Origin of the sequence: Metabacillus indicus (assembly GCF_046603695.1) — a bacterium.
In the GTDB taxonomy this organism is placed as follows: Bacteria; Bacillota; Bacilli; order Bacillales; family Bacillaceae; genus Bacillus_P; species Bacillus_P indicus.
This window is the reverse complement of record NZ_CP176757.1, coordinates 3,509,464-3,526,593: the sequence shown is the minus strand read 5'-3', so window position 1 is coordinate 3,526,593 and position 17,130 is coordinate 3,509,464. Positions and strand designations below refer to the sequence as shown.

17 protein-coding genes and 3 riboswitches are annotated in these 17,130 nt (G+C 44.4%); of the genes, 10 read left to right on the top strand and 7 right to left on the bottom strand.

Annotated features, from left to right (window positions below; translation table 11 throughout):
• Positions 1-18 precede the first annotated feature (18 nt).
• Positions 19-543, top strand: a complete 525-nt coding sequence (locus ACK1LH_RS18080; protein WP_411333823.1) for an NAD(P)H-dependent oxidoreductase — start codon at positions 19-21, stop codon at positions 541-543.
• A 609-nt stretch (positions 544-1,152) separates the two neighbouring features.
• On the opposite strand, the gene ACK1LH_RS18075 is transcribed toward ACK1LH_RS18080, so the two are convergent.
• The 4 genes from ACK1LH_RS18075 to ACK1LH_RS18060 form a co-directional block, all read right to left on the bottom strand.
• Positions 1,153-2,055 carry an EamA family transporter gene (locus tag ACK1LH_RS18075; protein WP_411333822.1) on the bottom strand — a complete coding sequence of 301 codons (903 nt, stop codon included), beginning with the start codon at positions 2,053-2,055 and terminating at the stop codon, positions 1,153-1,155.
• Positions 2,056-2,068: 13 nt separating this feature from the next.
• The gene (locus tag ACK1LH_RS18070; RefSeq protein WP_029284326.1) at positions 2,069-2,383 is read right to left on the bottom strand and encodes a DMT family transporter; all 315 of its coding nucleotides are present in this window, start codon (positions 2,381-2,383) and stop codon (positions 2,069-2,071) included.
• Positions 2,383-2,721, bottom strand: a complete 339-nt coding sequence (locus ACK1LH_RS18065) for a DMT family transporter (RefSeq protein ID WP_029566692.1) — start codon at positions 2,719-2,721, stop codon at positions 2,383-2,385. The genes ACK1LH_RS18070 and ACK1LH_RS18065 overlap by 1 nt, the downstream gene beginning before the upstream one ends.
• Positions 2,722-3,066: 345 nt before the next feature.
• On the bottom strand, positions 3,067-3,648 hold the full coding sequence (locus ACK1LH_RS18060) for a TetR/AcrR family transcriptional regulator (protein WP_203288810.1): 582 nt from the start codon (positions 3,646-3,648) through the stop codon (positions 3,067-3,069).
• A gap of 214 nt (positions 3,649-3,862) precedes the next feature.
• Between ACK1LH_RS18060 and ACK1LH_RS18055 the strand changes: the two genes are divergently transcribed.
• Positions 3,863-5,041 carry a D-alanyl-D-alanine carboxypeptidase family protein gene (locus tag ACK1LH_RS18055; protein ID WP_203288808.1) on the top strand — a complete coding sequence of 393 codons (1,179 nt, stop codon included), beginning with the start codon at positions 3,863-3,865 and terminating at the stop codon, positions 5,039-5,041.
• A 47-nt stretch (positions 5,042-5,088) separates the two neighbouring features.
• Here the strand turns inward: ACK1LH_RS18055 and ACK1LH_RS18050 are convergent, their stop codons facing one another.
• The 3 genes from ACK1LH_RS18050 to ACK1LH_RS18040 form a co-directional block, all read right to left on the bottom strand.
• Positions 5,089-6,471, bottom strand: coding sequence for an amino acid permease (locus tag ACK1LH_RS18050; protein ID WP_203288806.1), 1,383 nt, complete (start codon positions 6,469-6,471; stop codon positions 5,089-5,091).
• Positions 6,472-6,658: 187 nt separating this feature from the next.
• A complete protein-coding gene (gene glnA, locus ACK1LH_RS18045) occupies positions 6,659-7,996 on the bottom strand; it encodes a type I glutamate--ammonia ligase (protein WP_203288804.1) in 1,338 nt (445 codons plus the stop codon).
• Positions 7,997-8,112: 116 nt separating this feature from the next.
• Positions 8,113-8,247, bottom strand: a riboswitch (cyclic di-AMP (ydaO/yuaA leader).
• 254 nt (positions 8,248-8,501) lie between these two features.
• Positions 8,502-8,879, bottom strand: coding sequence for a DUF2294 domain-containing protein (locus tag ACK1LH_RS18040; RefSeq protein ID WP_029284313.1), 378 nt, complete (start codon positions 8,877-8,879; stop codon positions 8,502-8,504).
• A gap of 359 nt (positions 8,880-9,238) precedes the next feature.
• A riboswitch (cyclic di-AMP (ydaO/yuaA leader) is annotated at positions 9,239-9,375 on the top strand.
• A 362-nt stretch (positions 9,376-9,737) separates the two neighbouring features.
• Here ACK1LH_RS18040 and ACK1LH_RS18035 point away from each other — a divergent pair.
• From ACK1LH_RS18035 to ACK1LH_RS18000, 8 genes are all read left to right on the top strand, one after another.
• Entirely contained in the window at positions 9,738-10,127 is a 390-nt protein-coding gene (locus ACK1LH_RS18035) for a hypothetical protein (protein ID WP_139015517.1), read from the top strand.
• Positions 10,128-10,183: 56 nt separating this feature from the next.
• Positions 10,184-10,334, top strand: a riboswitch (cyclic di-AMP (ydaO/yuaA leader).
• Between the two features lie 98 nt (positions 10,335-10,432).
• Entirely contained in the window at positions 10,433-10,816 is a 384-nt protein-coding gene (locus tag ACK1LH_RS18030) for a hypothetical protein (protein ID WP_051827375.1), read from the top strand.
• A gap of 119 nt (positions 10,817-10,935) precedes the next feature.
• Entirely contained in the window at positions 10,936-11,016 is an 81-nt protein-coding gene (locus tag ACK1LH_RS18025; protein ID WP_081414239.1) for a potassium-transporting ATPase subunit F, read from the top strand.
• A gap of 18 nt (positions 11,017-11,034) precedes the next feature.
• On the top strand, positions 11,035-12,711 hold the full coding sequence (gene kdpA / locus ACK1LH_RS18020) for a potassium-transporting ATPase subunit KdpA (protein ID WP_411333820.1): 1,677 nt from the start codon (positions 11,035-11,037) through the stop codon (positions 12,709-12,711).
• Between the two features lie 74 nt (positions 12,712-12,785).
• Complete coding sequence (kdpB, locus tag ACK1LH_RS18015) at positions 12,786-14,855, top strand: potassium-transporting ATPase subunit KdpB (RefSeq protein ID WP_411335122.1); 2,070 nt, start codon at positions 12,786-12,788, stop codon at positions 14,853-14,855.
• A gap of 19 nt (positions 14,856-14,874) precedes the next feature.
• Positions 14,875-15,459, top strand: coding sequence for a potassium-transporting ATPase subunit KdpC (kdpC, locus tag ACK1LH_RS18010; protein ID WP_411333819.1), 585 nt, complete (start codon positions 14,875-14,877; stop codon positions 15,457-15,459).
• Between the two features lie 83 nt (positions 15,460-15,542).
• The gene (gene kdpDN / locus ACK1LH_RS18005) at positions 15,543-16,694 is read left to right on the top strand and encodes a KdpD-like non-kinase potassium sensor (RefSeq protein ID WP_411333817.1); all 1,152 of its coding nucleotides are present in this window, start codon (positions 15,543-15,545) and stop codon (positions 16,692-16,694) included.
• Between the two features lie 16 nt (positions 16,695-16,710).
• The gene (locus ACK1LH_RS18000) at positions 16,711-17,127 is read left to right on the top strand and encodes a CBS domain-containing protein (protein WP_029284297.1); all 417 of its coding nucleotides are present in this window, start codon (positions 16,711-16,713) and stop codon (positions 17,125-17,127) included.
• Positions 17,128-17,130 lie beyond the last annotated feature (3 nt).

Below are 17,130 nucleotides of genomic sequence, written 5' to 3'. Positions count from 1 at the left end.
AAAGGAGAGATACATGAAATGAAAACACTTGTTATACTTGCACACCCTCATCTACCCAATTCAACAGTCAACCAAGCGTGGAGTCTCAGATTACACGAAGAGCAGGACGTCACGGTTCATGACCTTTACAGTGAGTATCCTGATTTTAAAATTGACATGGAACGCGAACAAAAGCTCTTGCTTGAACACGACCGGATCGTTTTTCAGTTTCCATTCTACTGGTACAGCAGTCCGTCACTTTTGAAAGAATGGCAGGATGAAGTTCTTGCCTACGGCTGGGCATATGGCTCACAGGGGACAAAGCTTCACGGAAAAGAGTTTATGCTGGCTGTTTCAACGGGAGGACCGGAAGCTGCGTATCAGTCAGGCGGCTATAACCATTACAGCATGAGCGAGCTGTTCAAGCCGTTTCAGGCAATGGCTAATCTGACCGGCATGCGCTTTCTTCCAGCTTTTGTCGAGCATGGGGTAAGGATGCTAGATCAGGAACAGGTTAATGAAAGTGCAGAGGCACTGATTGGTCACATCAAAAAAGATTATTAAGAGGCAGGTCGGTTAAATATTTGTAAAAGTGATGTCACTTCTGGAGACAACGACACATAAGAGTATCCACCTTTGATATAAAACGGCGGCACACGGGCTAGTGACGCCACAAACGAGAAATCACCTCTGATAAATGTGGCAGTACTCAGGCGAAAGACGCCACAAATGAGATCCACCTCTGGTAAAAGTTGCGGCGCTCGGGCGAATGGCGCCACAAATGAGGGTTCACCTCAGATAAAAGTGGCAGCACTCGGGCGAATGGCGCCACAAATGAGGATTCACCTCAGATAAAAGTGGCAGCACTCGGGCGAATGGCGCCACAAATGAGGATTCACCTCAGATAAAAGTGGCAGCACTCGGGCGAATGGCGTCACAAATGAGGATCCACCTCTGATAAAAGTGGTGGCACTCGGGCAAAAGACGCCACAAATGAGTATTCACCTCAGATAAAAGTGGCAGCACTCGATAAAAGATCACATGTCCAATACTAAAAAGTATATTGACAGTTGAAAAAGTCCATTAACATAAAAACCGAACCGGGTTTATACCACGGTTCGGTTTTTTAGATGGCTAAATAGTATATTTCTCAGCCTTTTTTTCTGTATGCATTTATTGCATTGGAAGTGTCTGACCTACATTCTTCTTCTGCCGGAAATAATAAAAAAGCTGCGGGACCGCAATACCTGCCAGTATAAGGATAATACCGGCCGTCTGCACCAGGTTCACCGATTCTTTCAGAAAAAAGACCGAGCATAGAACGGCTGCTGGCAGTTCGGCAGCACCGACAATCGTGGCGAGTCCTGAGCCTATTTTAGGAGTGCCGATGGAAAACAGCACAACCGGGATAAACACGCCGAAAAAGCCGAGCGGCAAGGCGAATTTCCATAGTCCTTCCTGAAGAGAACCATTTGTCATAAAATCGGGAGTGAAAAGGACGGTGAGAAAGATCGCCGCCCCAAACGACATGAACAAGCTTCTGTTCAGCGATGGAAGCTCAGCTGCCACTTTTCCGCTTGCAAAGATAAAGAGGGAAAAAGAGACAGCCGAGAAAAGGCCCCAGATGATTCCCGGGTCCGTTAAGCTGACTGCTTCTTTCCCGAACAGGTTGCCTGCCATGAAAGTGCCTATAAGCAAAAGAAGGACAGCGAAAAGCTTCGCTCTGTCAGGTCTCTTTTTAAGATAAACTGCCTCAATTAAAATGCCGATCCATGTAAATTGAAACAGCAGAATAATCGCAATGGACGCCGGAACGGTTTCAAGTGATTTGCCGTAAAAAATCCCTGTAAAACTTGTCGTCGTCCCTGTCAGCATCAAGAAGAGCGCCTGTTTCCATGTCGCTTTTTTTCTTGAAAAGAGAAGGGAGCAGACTAAAAACAGAAGAAAGCCAGTCACATACTGGCTGCCGATCACTTCTTCCACTGAATAGCCCTGTTTGTAGGCAAGCTTGATAATTGTTGAAATGATACCGTAGCTGCATGCGCCAATAAACACGAGAAACGAATATTTAATCAAAAGTAAAAACTCCTTACGAAACCAGTTTGAGCCCTACCGTTGCGGAAATAATCATGCTGATGAATAATATCCGTTTCCAGCTCTTTGAATCCCCGTAGAACAAGATGCCGATCAGCGCACTCCCGGCAGATCCGATTCCTGTCCAGACGGAATAGGCAGTCCCGAGTGAAATCGTCTGGAGGGACTGATTCAGCAGCAGAAAGCTTAGCGAAAAACCTGCAATCATAATCAGCAGTGGAACGATTCCCTTAGATTCCTTCATTTTATTAATCCCGATAACGCCGGCTACTTCAAACAGGCCGGCCCCAATTAGAAACGCCCAGTCCATTATATGGAAGCCTCCTCTTTTTTGTCATCAGACAGTGTTTTTAACCCGATAACCCCGCATACTAAAACGGTGATTAAAAGGATTTTAACCAGCTGAAAAGGCTCATTAAAAAACAGAATTTCTGCTATAACGGTTCCGGCTGCCCCAAGTCCCGTAAAAACAGCGTAAACCGTACTGACAGGCAGTCTTTTCGATGCACTGATCAGCAGGTAAAAGCTGATGCAGATTGTGATGATGGTTCCCAGCCATTCAAGCCAGCTGTCTGAATACTTCAGACCGGCAACCCAAATGACTTCAATAAAACCGGCCATAAATACTTTCGTCCAGTCTTTGTTCATGATAATCGTCCTTTCCTTATGTTTCCATATCATCGATGAGAACGGATGAGAGGCAGAAAAGCACCTTCTTTACCGAATGATATTTTGGATGCCTGTCAGGGCTAAACGGTCGGCTCCGCTTTTCGTGGTGTCCAGCTCCGCCGCCCAACTCCTCTGTCAGAACGGAACCGTCGGCAAAGGCAAAAAGCGCCTTTACCACCGTTTCCTTATCTGACTCCCGGAGCTAAACGGTCGGCTCCGCTTTTCGTGGTGTCCAGCTTCGCCTCCCAGCCCTTCCGTCAGAACAAAATCCCCGAAAAAGTCAAAATCGGACTTTTCCGGTGATTTCTTTTCTGCCTGTCAGGGCTAAACGGTCGGCTCCGCTTTTCTTTTAATTCCATTCCAATAAACGCAAAAACAGCTATCCAGCCGTTTTTGCACGCGCGAAGGTCCGCCATAAAGCATTTCGGCGAAAACAGCATCTGCGACACCCATATACGCCGTGGCCGCTTCAGACGGTTTTACAGCAAGAGCAGGCTGATTTTCAAAAACGCTGATGAGCAGTTCTTCAAACGTATCGAGGTACACATAAACTTTTTCCATGACCTCCCGATATAAATGTGAGGGGGGCAAAAAGCTAATTCTCAGCATGAATTTTGTTTCCGCCTCCACTTCGAAACGGTGCACATAATCCGTCAAATAGGAGAAGAGAATTTCTTTTAGATGAGGCTGTTCTGAAGAAGAAAATGAAGCTTTTGCATATTCAATTTCCTTTTCAAGAACATCAGCCATCGCTTTAAGAAAGAGTTCATCCTTATTTTTAAAATGGGTGTAAATCGACTGTTTCTTTATTCCAACTTCAGCAGCAATGTCAGCCAGTGAAGTACCTTCATAGCCATAATCGGCAAATAGGCGGATGGCCGCCTGTTTAAGCTGTTCTGAGGTCACATTGAAAACCGCCTTCCTGACGTTCGTCAGGTAAAGTATATGACAGGCAGAATTGGAAGTCAAATCAATAAAAATACAGATTTTTCTATAAATTCAGGTAAAATGAACGTTTATGCATCCGTTTCTATAACTTTACATTGTCATGCCGTTTTATTACCTGTTATGCTTGTATACGGAATGAATATAGACTACTACAATCAGGAGATTTATATAGATGAAAAAAACCCCTTTGATTCTTGCAGCGAGCTTCTTTTTAGGTATGATTTTTTCTTCAGAACCATCAGCAGAGGAACTGTCGGCAAATGAACCGGCAATCGAAAGTGAATCAGCCGTCCTGATCGATGCTGATTCCGGCCAGATTCTCTATTCGAAAAAAAGCGATGCCGAGATGTACCCTGCTAGTGTGACAAAAATGGCCACAGCCATCTATGCGATTGAAAATGGGAATTTGGATGATATCGTAACTGTCAGCGAAAATGCCAGAAATGCCGACGGGACAAGAGTGTATCTTGAGGCAGGCGAACAGGTGCCACTGAAAAAGCTGATTCAGGGACTCATGATCAATTCCGGGAATGATGCAGGAATTGCCATTGCTGAACATATCAGCGGAAATGTAGAAACATTTTCAAAGGAAATGAATGAGTTTTTGGAGAAGAAAGTAGGGCTTGAGGATACTCATTTTACGAACCCGCACGGTCTTTTTGACCCGAATCATGTCACTACAGCGGAAGATTTGGCTGCTTTGACTCAGTATGCATCACAAAACGAAATCTTCCGCGAGATCTTTTCAACAGCCGAGCTGAAATGGGACGGGGAAACCTGGGACACAACTCTCCACAATCATCACAAACTTCTGCAGGCGACCCCATATGAAGGAATGGTGGGGGGAAAGAACGGATATGTCAGCCAGTCCGGTTTTACGCTGTCGACTCTCGCTGAAAGAGAAAATATCAGGCTGATCGCTGTCACGCTGAATGCAAAGACAGACCGTATGTCTTACAAAGATACGGTCAAGCTGCTTGATTACGGCTTTGCAAATTTCACATCCGAATTTGTCGCTTCTGGAACATATTATAAGGATCAAGAAGGACAGGAGTTCACATTGGATGAGCCGCTTTATTATGCCAGAAAAACACATGAGACCATTTCTGCTGATGTGGATACCAACGGAAATTTGACGATTGACGGTGAAGATGGCCGGGAACTCGCCAAACATCCGCTTGATCCTGTGAAAGCTGAAAAAAATAAGCTTGTGAAAAGCGCAGTAGCAGATGTAGAACCCGTTTTTGGGAAAAGCGTTCTGCATGATCATCTGAAGTTTATTGTCATGATTTCATTTGCTGTCGCACTGCTGCTAGTCGGGTACTTTTTCAGACAGGTCAGACGATCATAAAGAGTAAAAACCTTTCTCCTGCAGCGGAGAAAGGTTTTTTTTGCGATCTAAACTAGTTTGCTGTTTTTCCTTGCGTATACAAAATAGATGACGGCCCCGATTACAATCCAAATGATAAAGGAAGTCCATGTGATGGCGGGAAGGCTCGTCATGAGATAGATGCAGAACAAGGCGCTGATTGCCGGAAATACAGGGACGAACGGCACTTTGAATGCCCTCTCAAGGGTTGGGTGTGTTTTTCTCAGAACAATCACAGCGATTGATATCAGGGTAAAGGCTGCAAGGGTACCCAGATTCACTAAATGGGCCAGTGTAGTCAAATCGACGAAGCCCGCAATGGCTGCAGCAACGAGACCTGTCAGCCACGTATTTTTAAACGGTGTTTTAAATGATGGATGCACACTTGATAAAACGCTTGGAAGCAGTCCGTCACGGCTCATCGCAAATGAAATCCGGACCTGCGCATACATCATCACGAGAAGCACAGTCGTAATACCTGCAATTGCTCCGACAGAAACGAAGCCTGCCAGTGTGTTCTGACCGACAAAGTGAAGGGCGAAAGAAACCGGATCGGCTACATTCAGTTTTGTATAAGGAACCATTCCTGTCAAAATAAGCGAAACGATGATATACAGAGCTGTACAAACAGTCAAAGAAGCAATAATGCCGATTGGGACATCCCGCTGTGGTCTCTTCACTTCTTCAGCTGCAGTGGCAACAGCATCAAACCCGATATAGGCAAAAAACACAGTCGCAGCACCTGTAACAATCCCGTCAAAACCAAAAGGTACAAACGGCGTCCAGTTTGCAGGCTTAACATACCACACACCAGCTACGATAAAAGCGATGATCACGGCAAGTTTGACGAACACCATGATGTTGTTGACGCGGGTGCTTTCTTTGATTCCTTTTGACAGAAGTGCGGTGATTAAGAAGATGATGCACACAGCAGGCAAATCGATCAATCCGCCCTTTCCAGCTCCGGGAGCGGAGGTGATGGCCTTGGGCAGGTCCAGTCCGAAACCTGCGAGCAGTGATTGAAAGTAAGCAGACCAGCCGGTTGCAACAGCAGAAGTGGCAAGCAGATATTCAAGCATCAGGTCCCACCCGATTAAAAAAGCAAAAAACTCTCCAAGTGTTGCATATGTATAGGTATACACGCTCCCTGAAATCGGCACGGAGGAAGCGAACTCGGCATAACAAAAGGCAGCAAGCGCACATGCAATACCGGACAGGATAAAAGACAGAATGAGTGCAGGGCCCGCAGCTTCTGCAGCAACCACTCCTGTCAGAACAAAAATGCCCGTACCCACGATGGCTCCGATGCCGAGCAGGGTCAAATCCATTGCACCCATCGTGCGTTCAAGTGACTTTTGCTGACTTTGGGCAAGTAGGTCGGTAATTGATTTTTTTCGGAAAAGGGAATTCATACAGTATCCTCCAACAGTTGAGAATAACACTCTCACAAAAGTATATTGATATAATAACCAGTCCGCTCACCTTGCGAATCAGCTTATTTTCTTACGTTAACCAACTGGCCGGAAATTATGAATTCCTTCACGGAATGAGACACAAAAAATCCCGATTCAACAATGAACCGGGGTTTTTGATTTTCTATTAAAATTTCATCTGATAACGTTCAATTTCCCATAAATGTACGGTATTTCTGTATTCGTGCCATTCAGCCCTTTTATGAAGAAGAAATTGACGGAAAACGTGAGGCCCTAGAACCATTTTCGCAAGTGGGCCGTTTTCCAGCAAATCCAGTGCTGTCTCAAGGTTATCTGGAAGATGCTTGATGCCTTTTTCAAGCCGCTCTGATTCTGTCATGCTGAATATGTCATCATGCACAGCAGCCTTCGGGAATTCTGATAAGGCAATGCCTGCCATTCCGGCTTCAGCAATCGCGGCATAAGCAAGGTATGGATTAGCGCTTGGATCAGGATGCCTCACTTCAATGCGTGTTGCAGCCCCTCTTTTTGCCGGTATGCGAATTAAGGTTGAACGGTTTGAGGTTGACCAGGCAATATAGCAAGGAGCTTCAAAGCCAGGAACAAGCCGCTTGTACGAATTAACAATCGGGTTAGTGATGGCGGTCACTTCTTCAATATAGGTCAGTATGCCATTGATAAAGTAGTAGGCTTCATTTGAAAGCTGCATATCATCGTTTTCGTCGTAAAACGTATTTTCCCTATCCTTAAGCAGCGAGATGTTCACGTGCATGCCTGATCCGTTTATTCCTTGAACCGGTTTAGGCATAAAAGAAGCATGCAGATTAAATTGCTTTGCGACATTTTTAACAACCCATTTATAAGTCGTTGCATTATCGGCAGAAGTCAGGGCATCGTTAAAACGGAAGTTGATTTCATGCTGGCCGTTTGCTACTTCATGGTGTGAGGCTTCAATTTTGAAGCCCATTGCTTTTAACGTCCGGTAGATCTCAAGCCTCACTTTTTCACCTAAATCATGAGCGGGTTCGAAATAGCCTCCCAGATCATGCGGATTTGTTGTCGGATTTCCATTCTCGTCGGTTTTGAAAAGGAAGAATTCCAATTCAGGCCCGATGCTGATGGAATAACTGAGTGATTTTGCTCTTTTCATTGCCTGCTGCAGCACAAATCTCGGATCACCTTCATAAGGAGTCATATCCGGATTGTGAATGCTGCATAGAAACCTTGCTTCCGCATACTTTTCCTCAACTGACCAGGGAATGATGGCAAATGTGTTCAAATCAGGCTTTAAATATAGGTCGGACTGATTAATTGGACAGAAGCCCGTGATTGACGACCCGTCAAACATCATTTTACCTTCCACCGCCTCATCAATCTGATCAGCTGTAATGGTGACATGCTTTAAATTCCCTTCAAGATCAACAAATTGAAGGTGCAGCAATTCTACATGTTTTTCAGCTATTTCTGCCTTGATTTCACTTAACGTATCTAAAATGGTCAACATAAAAAACACCCCGATTTTTTAATTTTTGTCTGACATTACGAACGGTTTTTGAAAAATCGAAGGATTATATTTTTGTTTCAGCAAGCGGGTTTTAGCCGGCTCTGAATAGTCACACCTTCCTCTCTCAAACAACGCATACGGAGTTAGCTGACGGATTCGGACGGTAAGAGTCGCCCGGCCGCTTGATGCTGCGGCTTCACCCCGGAAGATTGGGTCCCCCGTTCCTTTAGCGGATTCTGCGAATTAGGAAATAAATTGAGCCTATCATAAGCCCGGGTAATTTTACTTGTAAAGCTCTGAAAAAGAGGAATAATTTAGAAATTAATCTATCCAGACTCTGTTTTTCTCTCGTTTTCTCTCTCATTCTCTCTTTTTTAATTTATTGTATATCTCCAGATTATTATTTATTATTCCTGAGAAGGTGTTTGAAATGAGGTGGAAAATAGTTGAATACATAGAAAAAAGGAGTATGCGGGCTATGCATACTCCTTTTGAAATGCGGTTTTTAGCCTTTTGATTCGAGAGAACGCTCTAAATCCTTATCTACCACAAAAACCTCAATCCGTTCCCCCATTTTGGTGCTGATGTCGCTGTGGCTGGACAGCACTTTGCACCCGGTGCATCTTTCTACGATTTCCTCAAACTCTTTACTGTACATTTCACGCAGGACTTGTCTCATTTGTTTCACAAGCTTTCTGCCATTCTCGTTTTCAACCAGGTGTTTTTCTTCAACTGTGAGAACACCTTTGAACCTCGCGATCACCATATCATGGACAATGTAGGTTCTGGTCTCCTGAGGACCGCGTCCAATTAAGTCTCTTTGAAGCTTAATAAAGGCTTCACTAAGTTCCATTTCTAATTTTTTTTTTGGCGACACAGCCATATGAATATACCCCCGGCAAACATGCTTTTGATTAACATTGCTGCTGCAGTTGCGCAGATCCACCGTCATACAATGACAAAATCTTATCTTGCTGGTGAGTGCGCTTTGCATATATTGACGAGTTTATCTTACTTACACACCCAGACCCTGTCAATAGCAAACTGTAAATGATAGGGAATAGTATGCTGGTAATATGCTGCAGCAATCGTTAAAAAAAAGACTTAAATTTTGTAATAACATGAGCAAATAAGAGTAATAGAGAGAATGAAAGGCGAAAGCAGTATAATTCACCTGATTTTCGGTGTATTTCCCTGTTTACACGATCTCACCGCGGGAGTAAGATAATCACGTAATCACGAATTGCATAACGGCCTAGTCCCGAGATTCGGGAGCGGAGGAACCAATTTTTTGGGGTTAATTCTGCATTTGCAGGAAGGATGAGATCTTTCGCCATCCTACCCGTCAGCTAACTTCGTCGGCTAAAGCGAAGGAGGTCAAAAGACCGCCTTAACAGGAGTCTTTTTTTTACTGCCCTTTTTTAAGGCAGAGAAGAGGCCTGGGGACTGTAAAAGGTCTTTTTGATGCATGCAATTCATTCGAAAAAGGAAAAAACGGAAGACGGAACGCAAAGAGGGCCTCGGCTTGCTGGGCGTTAAGTAGACCAATGAGTACTTTTTCTCCAAAACAGCCATATGTAGATCAATCTAGCTTATTCTGCTGATTTGATTGGATATGGATCTGTTTGGGGAAGGGTAAGCATTGGTCTCTTTTTTTTACACTTGGGCTGCTTCATCCAATAGGGGTAGAGCCGGCAGGAGGGGAAAAATACCGTTATACATGGATGTGCGGGGGATGACGATGAATCACACACTGGTTATAGGCAAGGGAGATTTATTCGGTTCTGTCGTAGAGAGTATAAGCGTGAATAGAAGATTTGCAGATGTCATGAACTATGAGCAGTATGCGTGTGAACTGTCGAACTCTAGAGATGGAAACACACGAATGGATAACCTGATCGAATTGGAAAAGAAGTTTTCAAATTATCGTTCTGTTTATGTTATATCGGATTCGATCAATGAAGGATTTGAATTAACAGCCTTTTTCTCAGATCTGGGCACGATGCGGATTATCGTGATGACAGATGACAGCAGACACTATGACCTATATAAAAAACTGGGAGCACGATACGTGATTTTCAGCAAGCCTGGAACGTGCTCGTACTGGCTTGGCGAAATGAAGCAAGGTTAAAATACGAGAATGATTTAAGGAGGTGGATCTCTAAAAGAGATGTCAAATCAGAACTGAATACCTGGACGCTTAATTTCACAATGAAATCGGGGGAACCAATCTTCTGCGGCATACAGCCGCTTGGGGTGAATCCATCTGAAAAGGTGGCAGGGCAGCTCTCATAGCCCGAATCCGACAGCTAACCCCGAAAGCGCAGTGAGGGAAATCAAAATCGCAGGTGCGGCATGCTTTTTAAGTGATGCCTAAAAACCGCGGAAGAGACCCTCTTCCGCGGTTTTTATTGATTTGAAAAGGAAGGGAACGTCATGGAAACGATGCTGATTTGCATTCCGAGCTATACGAGGCTTGGCTGCCTGGATGAGATTCTCCCGGAGAATTCATCTCTGTCATTTATTACCGGAGATTACAGTGTAGAAAGTCATTTGAGAACCAAAGGGTTTAAAACCATTTATTTTATTAAGCAACATGCACAGTACCTGATTATAAACGAGCCCATTTCACGAGTGCTTTTGCTCGAAGACAAAATAGCTGAGACCTGCCGGCTGATGGAAATACTCAAAGCGAGTGTCAGGGCGCCGATTACGGTGATTACAAAAAGAGCGAATTATCCGGCTAAGCTTTATGAATTGCTCGGCGCTCAGCATGTCATGTATTCAAGATTGGATAACGTAAAATTTCTGATTCAATAAGAACGGGGGATTTAAATGCTTGACAGTATCATGATTCTCTCATTTGCAGCTTTAACGCTGCTTATGTCAGGACTTGTAAAATGGTCTGAAAAGATTGTGACTGAAGGAAGGGAAGAAAAGTGACGATTGTTTTGCTCGGCGGAATCGCCGCCATCACGCTCTATTTGCTTTATGCATTGGTAAACCCTGAAAAATTTTAACTTGCGGAGGAAGAGACATTGAGTGTACTATCCATACTTTCCATTATCCTGACATTGGCGCTTGTCGTCCTGCTGGCAAAGCCTGCAGGCAACTACATTGCGCGTGCGTTTTCTTATGAAACAACGAAACTTGATGCTTTTTTTGGCCCTTTTGAACATGCGGTTTATAAACTAAGCGGAATCAAACAAACGATTCAAAGTTTCAGGCAATATGCTTCTGCTCTACTGATTTCAAATATTTTCATGATTTTTATCGTTTACCTTGTGTTTCGTTTTCAGGGTTCGCTTCCGCTGAATCCGAGCGGCATTGCCGGAATGGATCCGACACTTGCATTTAATACGGCCATCAGCTTTATGACCAATACAAATCTTCAGCATTACAGCGGAGAGAGCGGATTATCTTATCTTTCTCAGATGATCGGCATTACGTTTATGATGTTTGTCGCTCCTGCTACAGCATTTGCTGCAGCCATTGCATTAATAAGAGGACTTTCAGGCAACCCTCTTGGAAATTTCTTTGTAGATTTAATTCGTTCCATTACTCGTGTTCTTTTGCCGATAGCCTTTGTAACGGGTCTGGTATTTGTTTTTCTTGGTGTTCCTCAGACGCTGGATTCAAGTGTGACGGCAAAAACCGTAGAAGGCGCGGATCAGACGATCGCAATGGGCCCTGTTGCTTCTCTTTTATCCATTAAGGAAGTGGGCAACAACGGAGGAGGATTCTTCGGTGTCAACTCAGCCCATCCTTTTGAAAATCCTAACGGGATTAGCAACCTGCTGCAAATTCTTTTGATGCTGCTGATTCCGACAGCCCTTCCTTTCACGTATGGAAAAATGGTCGGAAACGCAAAGCAGGGCAGAATCCTATTTGCTGCAATGGCCATGATTTTCGTGGTCTTTCTTGGAACAGCTCTTTTATCTGAATATCAGGGTAACCCAAGATTGGCTGAAGCAGGCCTTGAGCAGGCATCAGGAAGCATGGAAGGCAAAGAGGTCCGCTTTGGTGCGGCACAATCTGCTCTTTATGCAATCGTGACAACAGCTTCTGAAACAGGAGCGGTTAATACCATGCATGATACGCTTTCTCCCATCACAGGGATGCTGGCCTTGTCGAATATGCTTTTGAATACGGTTTTCGGCGGGATTGGAGCTGGCTTTATGAATATCATCATGTACGCTGTCATCGCCGTTTTCTTATCTGGCCTGATGGTAGGGCGCACGCCAGAATTCCTTGGCAAGAAAATAGAAGGAAAAGAAATGAAACTGATCGCTGTTACCTTGCTGATTCATCCGTTTCTGATTCTGGGATCAACAGCCCTTGCGCTTTATACGCCGCTAGGATCTGACGGTATTTCAAATCCGGGATTCCATGGGCTTTCCCAAGTTCTTTATGAATACACATCTTCTGCAGCCAATAATGGTTCAGGCTTTGAAGGTCTTGGAGATGCCACTCCGTTCTGGAACATCTCAACTGGAATCGTCATGTTTATCGGCAGATACTTTGGCATCATTGCCATGCTTGCTGTTGGAGCATCATTAGCTGCTAAAAAGCTTGTGCCGGAAACCATCGGAACATTCCGTACAGATACTAGTTTGTTTGGCACCATTTTTGTCGGAGCGGTATTTATTGTAGGGGCATTGACATTCTTCCCGGTACTGGTTTTAGGACCGGTCGCAGAGTTTTTAACTTTATAAACCTAATTGGAGGATCCGAAATGAGTAAGACATCATTAGCAACCGCAGTGAAGGCTGCTGAAAGGTATGATCAGATGGAAGGTGCAAGACAGACAGAGCCGGAAGATCAGAAGCCGGAATACAGAACGAAAGTGGATAAAGGGCTGATTGGAAACGCAATAAAGGCATCTTTTATTAAGCTTGATCCGCGAATCATGGTGAAAAATCCAATCATGTTTATTGTAGAAATTGGTTTCTTCCTGACATTGCTGCTCACTTTTGCACCTTCTGCTTTTGGATCTGCAGAAGTAAACGTGACGTTTAATTTAACGGTCTCACTGATTCTTTTGTTCACCGTGTTATTTGCTAACTTTGCTGAAGCTTTGGCAGAAGGACGGGGAATGGCTCAGGCAAACTCGCTGAAAAATTCCAAGAAGGAAATGACGGCCAATCGCCTTAAACCTAATGGAGAGATTGAAAAAATTGACTCCGCTTCGCTCCGCAAAGGAGATTTGGTTATTGTATCACAGGGAGAGTTTATTCCAGGGGACGGTGAGGTTATCTCAGGTCTTGCATCTGTTGATGAATCAGCCATTACAGGAGAATCTGCTCCTGTTATTAAGGAAGCGGGAGGAGACTTCAACTCCGTAACAGGAGGAACAAAGGTGGTAAGCGATCAGATTAAAGTGAGAATCACAAGTGATCCGGGCGAATCCTTCCTTGATAAAATGATTGCTCTTGTTGAGGGGGCCGAGCGTCAGAAGACACCGAATGAAATTGCTCTGAATACGGTTTTAACAAGCTTGACACTCATTTTCATGATTGTCGTTGTAACACTTCCTTTTTATGCGAATTATCTCGGCTTTCAGCTTGAAATACCTGTTCTGATTGCACTGCTGGTTTGCCTGATTCCCACGACAATCGGGGGATTGCTCTCCGCGATCGGAATCGCCGGGATGGACCGGGTAACACAGTTTAACGTCATTGCGATGTCTGGTAAAGCCGTTGAAGCTGCAGGTGATATAAACACCATCATTCTGGATAAAACAGGTACGATTACATTCGGGAACCGCATGGCGAGTGAGTTCATTCCTGTGGGCAATGCCCCGATGCAGGACCTTGCCCAATGGACAGCCATCAGTTCGCTTGAAGATGAAACACCAGAGGGAAGATCGGTTCTTGAGCTGTTAAAGAACAAGCAGCTTTCATACAGAACGGATCTTGCAGATGGAGGAACGTTCATTGAGTTTAAAGCCGAAACACGTATGAGCGGCATGGATTTGCCTGATGGGACGACAGTAAGAAAAGGCGCGGTGGATGCCGTGAAGAAATGGGTTCTGTCACATGGAGGAGTCATCCCTGCTGATCTTGATAAAAAAACGGATGACATTTCTAAGGCCGGCGGTACGCCGCTTGCTGTAGCCATGAATGATCAGATCTTCGGATTAATTTATTTGAAAGATACGGTGAAGCCCGGAATGAAAGAGCGGTTTAACATGCTGCGCAGCATGGGGATTAAAACCGTTATGTGTACGGGAGATAATCCTCTCACAGCTGCCACAATCGCAAAAGAAGCGGGTGTTGACGAATTTATTGCAGAGTGCAAGCCTGAGGACAAAATCGAAGTCATTAAATATGAACAATCACAGGGCAAGCTTGTTGCCATGACGGGTGACGGCACAAATGATGCCCCTGCACTTGCACAGGCAGATGTAGGTCTTGCCATGAACAGCGGAACGGCCGCTGCAAAAGAAGCGGCGAATATGGTGGATTTAGATTCCAATCCAACGAAAATCATTGAAGTCGTCTCAATTGGAAAACAGCTGCTGATGACACGCGGAGCACTGACAACCTTCAGTATTGCAAACGATATTGCCAAGTATTTCGCCATTATTCCAGCCATGTTTATGCTCGCCATTCCGGAAATGAATATGCTGAATGTCATGAGACTTGATTCGCCAATCTCTGCGATCCTGTCGGCCTTGATTTTTAACGCAGTTATTATCCCGATCCTGATTCCTCTCGCAATGAAAGGTGTCAGCTATAAACCGATGAGTTCAAATGCCCTGCTCAGAAAAAATCTGCTGGTATACGGTTTCGGAGGAGTGCTGGTTCCTTTTATCGGCATTAAAATGATCGATCTTTGCCTTGCTGCATTTATATAGAAGAAAAGAGGTTTATACAATGGAAGAAAAACAATCAATAATAGGGCCGATTATCAGAATGACTCTTGTGTTAATGGCCTTCTGCGGCCTGGTATATCCGGTTGCGGTAACAGGAATTGCCCAGGCGGCTGCCCCTCATAAGGCAGATGGAAGTTTAATTTATGATGAGAATGATAAGGTGATAGGTTCTGAGCTGATGGGACAGACTTTTACAGAAGAAGGCTATTTCCACGGAAGAGTCTCAAGCATTGAATACAGCGGTGCAGGATCAGGCTCCAACAACTATGCACCATCCAATGAGGATATGCTGAATCGCACGAAGGAATCAATAATAGAGTGGAAAAAAAACAATCCTGAAACGAAAATCAGCGATGTACCGAATGACCTGCTGACAAATTCAGGCTCAGGTCTTGATCCGCATATTAGTCCAAAAGCAGCCTACGTGCAGCTCGATCGGGTTTCAGAAGAAACAGGAATTAACAAAGCTGAACTTGAAAAACTGATTGAAAAACATGTGCAGGGAAGGGAACTTGGACTGTTTGGAGAAGAAAGAGTGAATGTTCTTAAATTGAATCTGGACATAAAAAACATGATGAAACAATAAATAAGATCCGCCTCAGCTGCCGATTAAGCTGAGGCTGGATGTTTGTAAACAGCTGACGCGCTTATCATAGAGGAGGTGAAAATATGACGGAAAACCATCCATATTTCAGGCGAAAAACCCCGCAGGAGCTGCTTGATGAAATTGCAGAAATGAACCGGGGCAAACTGAAGCTTTATGTGGGAGCTGCCCCAGGGGTTGGAAAATCGTATAAAATGCTTCAGGATGCCCATGATTTAAAGCTTGAAGGCATTGATGCCGTCATCGGTCTGATTGAATGTCATGGAAGAAGAGAAACAGAGGATCTGATAAAAGACCTTGAAGTCATCCCGCTTAAAGAGATGAAATATAAGGGAAGCATTTTCAGAGAACTGCATGTGGAGGCCATTATTGAAAGAAAGCCGGCGGTTGTTATTATTGACGAGCTTGCCCACACCAATATACCAGGCTCTAAAAATCTTAAAAGGTATATGGATGTAGAAGAAATACTGGAAGCAGGCATCCATGTCATGTCCGCCGTCAATATTCAGCATCTGGAAAGTGTCCATGATATTGTTCAGCAAATTACGAGAGTAGCGGTGCGCGAACGCGTGCCTGATTTGTTTGTTCAAAGAGCAAGCGAAATCCAGCTGATTGATGTGACGCCTGAAACGCTGAGAAAAAGAATGTCAGAAGGTAAAATTTACGGCTCTGACAAGATAGAGCAAAGTCTCTCCCATTTCTTTACCGTTCCCAATCTTTCTGCTTTAAGGGAGCTCGCCCTTAGAGAAGTGGCGGACGATGTAGATGAAAAAATGGAGCAGATCAGCGGAAACCTTTCATATGGTCCCATAGGCGTACATGAAAAAATACTTGTCTGCGTGGGATACGGCCCTACAGCCGAAAAACTCATCAGAAGAGGCTGGAGGATGGCGAACCGGCTCCGTGCACAGCTTTTTATCCTCCATGCAGCAAAATTACCGGAAGAATCATTTACCCAGGAGATGAGAGAAAAAATGGAAAGGTGGAAGCTGCTGTCCTCTCAATTCAATGCGGTCTTTTTGCTTGAGCATGAGAGGAACCGTAAACCTGCAGACATCATCATAGAAACAGCAACGAAATACCATGTGACTCAAATTCTGCTGGGGCAGTCAGCAAGAACAAGATGGGAGGAAATCCGAAAAGGGTCTATCGTAAATACAATTATGAGAAAAACAGAAAACATTGATATTCACATTGTGTCAGATGGAAAAATATAGAGAGGACTTTTAAGAAATGAATATTGCTTTTTTCCTGATTCCAAAAAAGGAAGTTGTCTATTTGCCTATCCAGTCGACGATGCGTCAGGCGCTTGAAAAGATGGAATACCACCGCTATTCAGCGGTCCCTCTGCTTGATCAAGAAGGGAAATATGTCACGACGCTGACAGAGGGAGATCTGCTCTGGAAGCTGAAAAATACCCCAAACCTGAATTTTCATAACACAGAAAACATCCGGCTGACGGAAATCCCTTTTCACCGCAAAAACGAGCCCATTTCCATTCAGGCTGAGATGGAACATATTATTACAAGGGCCATGGAACAGAATTTTGTGCCAGTGACTGATGACAAAGGAATCTTCATTGGAATCATAAGAAGGAGGGAAATCATTGAGTATTGTGCAAGCCAGATGTTTGCTCCGGCAGCAAATTAAAAA

Excerpts from the sequence above, each read along its gene's own strand:
- ACK1LH_RS18080 (WP_411333823.1), top strand. The coding sequence starts at position 19 with ATGAAAACACTTGTTATACTTGCACACCCTCATCTACCCAATTCAACA.
- ACK1LH_RS18070 (WP_029284326.1), bottom strand. The coding sequence starts at position 2,383 with ATGGACTGGGCGTTTCTAATTGGGGCCGGCCTGTTTGAAGTAGCCGGC.
- ACK1LH_RS18065 (WP_029566692.1), bottom strand. The coding sequence starts at position 2,721 with ATGAACAAAGACTGGACGAAAGTATTTATGGCCGGTTTTATTGAAGTC.
- ACK1LH_RS18055 (WP_203288808.1), top strand. The coding sequence starts at position 3,863 with ATGAAAAAAACCCCTTTGATTCTTGCAGCGAGCTTCTTTTTAGGTATG.
- ACK1LH_RS18050 (WP_203288806.1), bottom strand. The coding sequence starts at position 6,471 with ATGAATTCCCTTTTCCGAAAAAAATCAATTACCGACCTACTTGCCCAA.
- glnA (WP_203288804.1), bottom strand. The coding sequence starts at position 7,996 with ATGTTGACCATTTTAGATACGTTAAGTGAAATCAAGGCAGAAATAGCT.
- ACK1LH_RS18040 (WP_029284313.1), bottom strand. The coding sequence starts at position 8,879 with ATGGCTGTGTCGCCAAAAAAAAAATTAGAAATGGAACTTAGTGAAGCC.
- ACK1LH_RS18035 (WP_139015517.1), top strand. The coding sequence starts at position 9,738 with ATGAATCACACACTGGTTATAGGCAAGGGAGATTTATTCGGTTCTGTC.
- ACK1LH_RS18030 (WP_051827375.1), top strand. The coding sequence starts at position 10,433 with ATGGAAACGATGCTGATTTGCATTCCGAGCTATACGAGGCTTGGCTGC.
- kdpB (WP_411335122.1), top strand. The coding sequence starts at position 12,786 with ATGGAAGGTGCAAGACAGACAGAGCCGGAAGATCAGAAGCCGGAATAC.
- kdpC (WP_411333819.1), top strand. The coding sequence starts at position 14,875 with ATGGAAGAAAAACAATCAATAATAGGGCCGATTATCAGAATGACTCTT.
- kdpDN (WP_411333817.1), top strand. The coding sequence starts at position 15,543 with ATGACGGAAAACCATCCATATTTCAGGCGAAAAACCCCGCAGGAGCTG.
- ACK1LH_RS18000 (WP_029284297.1), top strand. The coding sequence starts at position 16,711 with ATGAATATTGCTTTTTTCCTGATTCCAAAAAAGGAAGTTGTCTATTTG.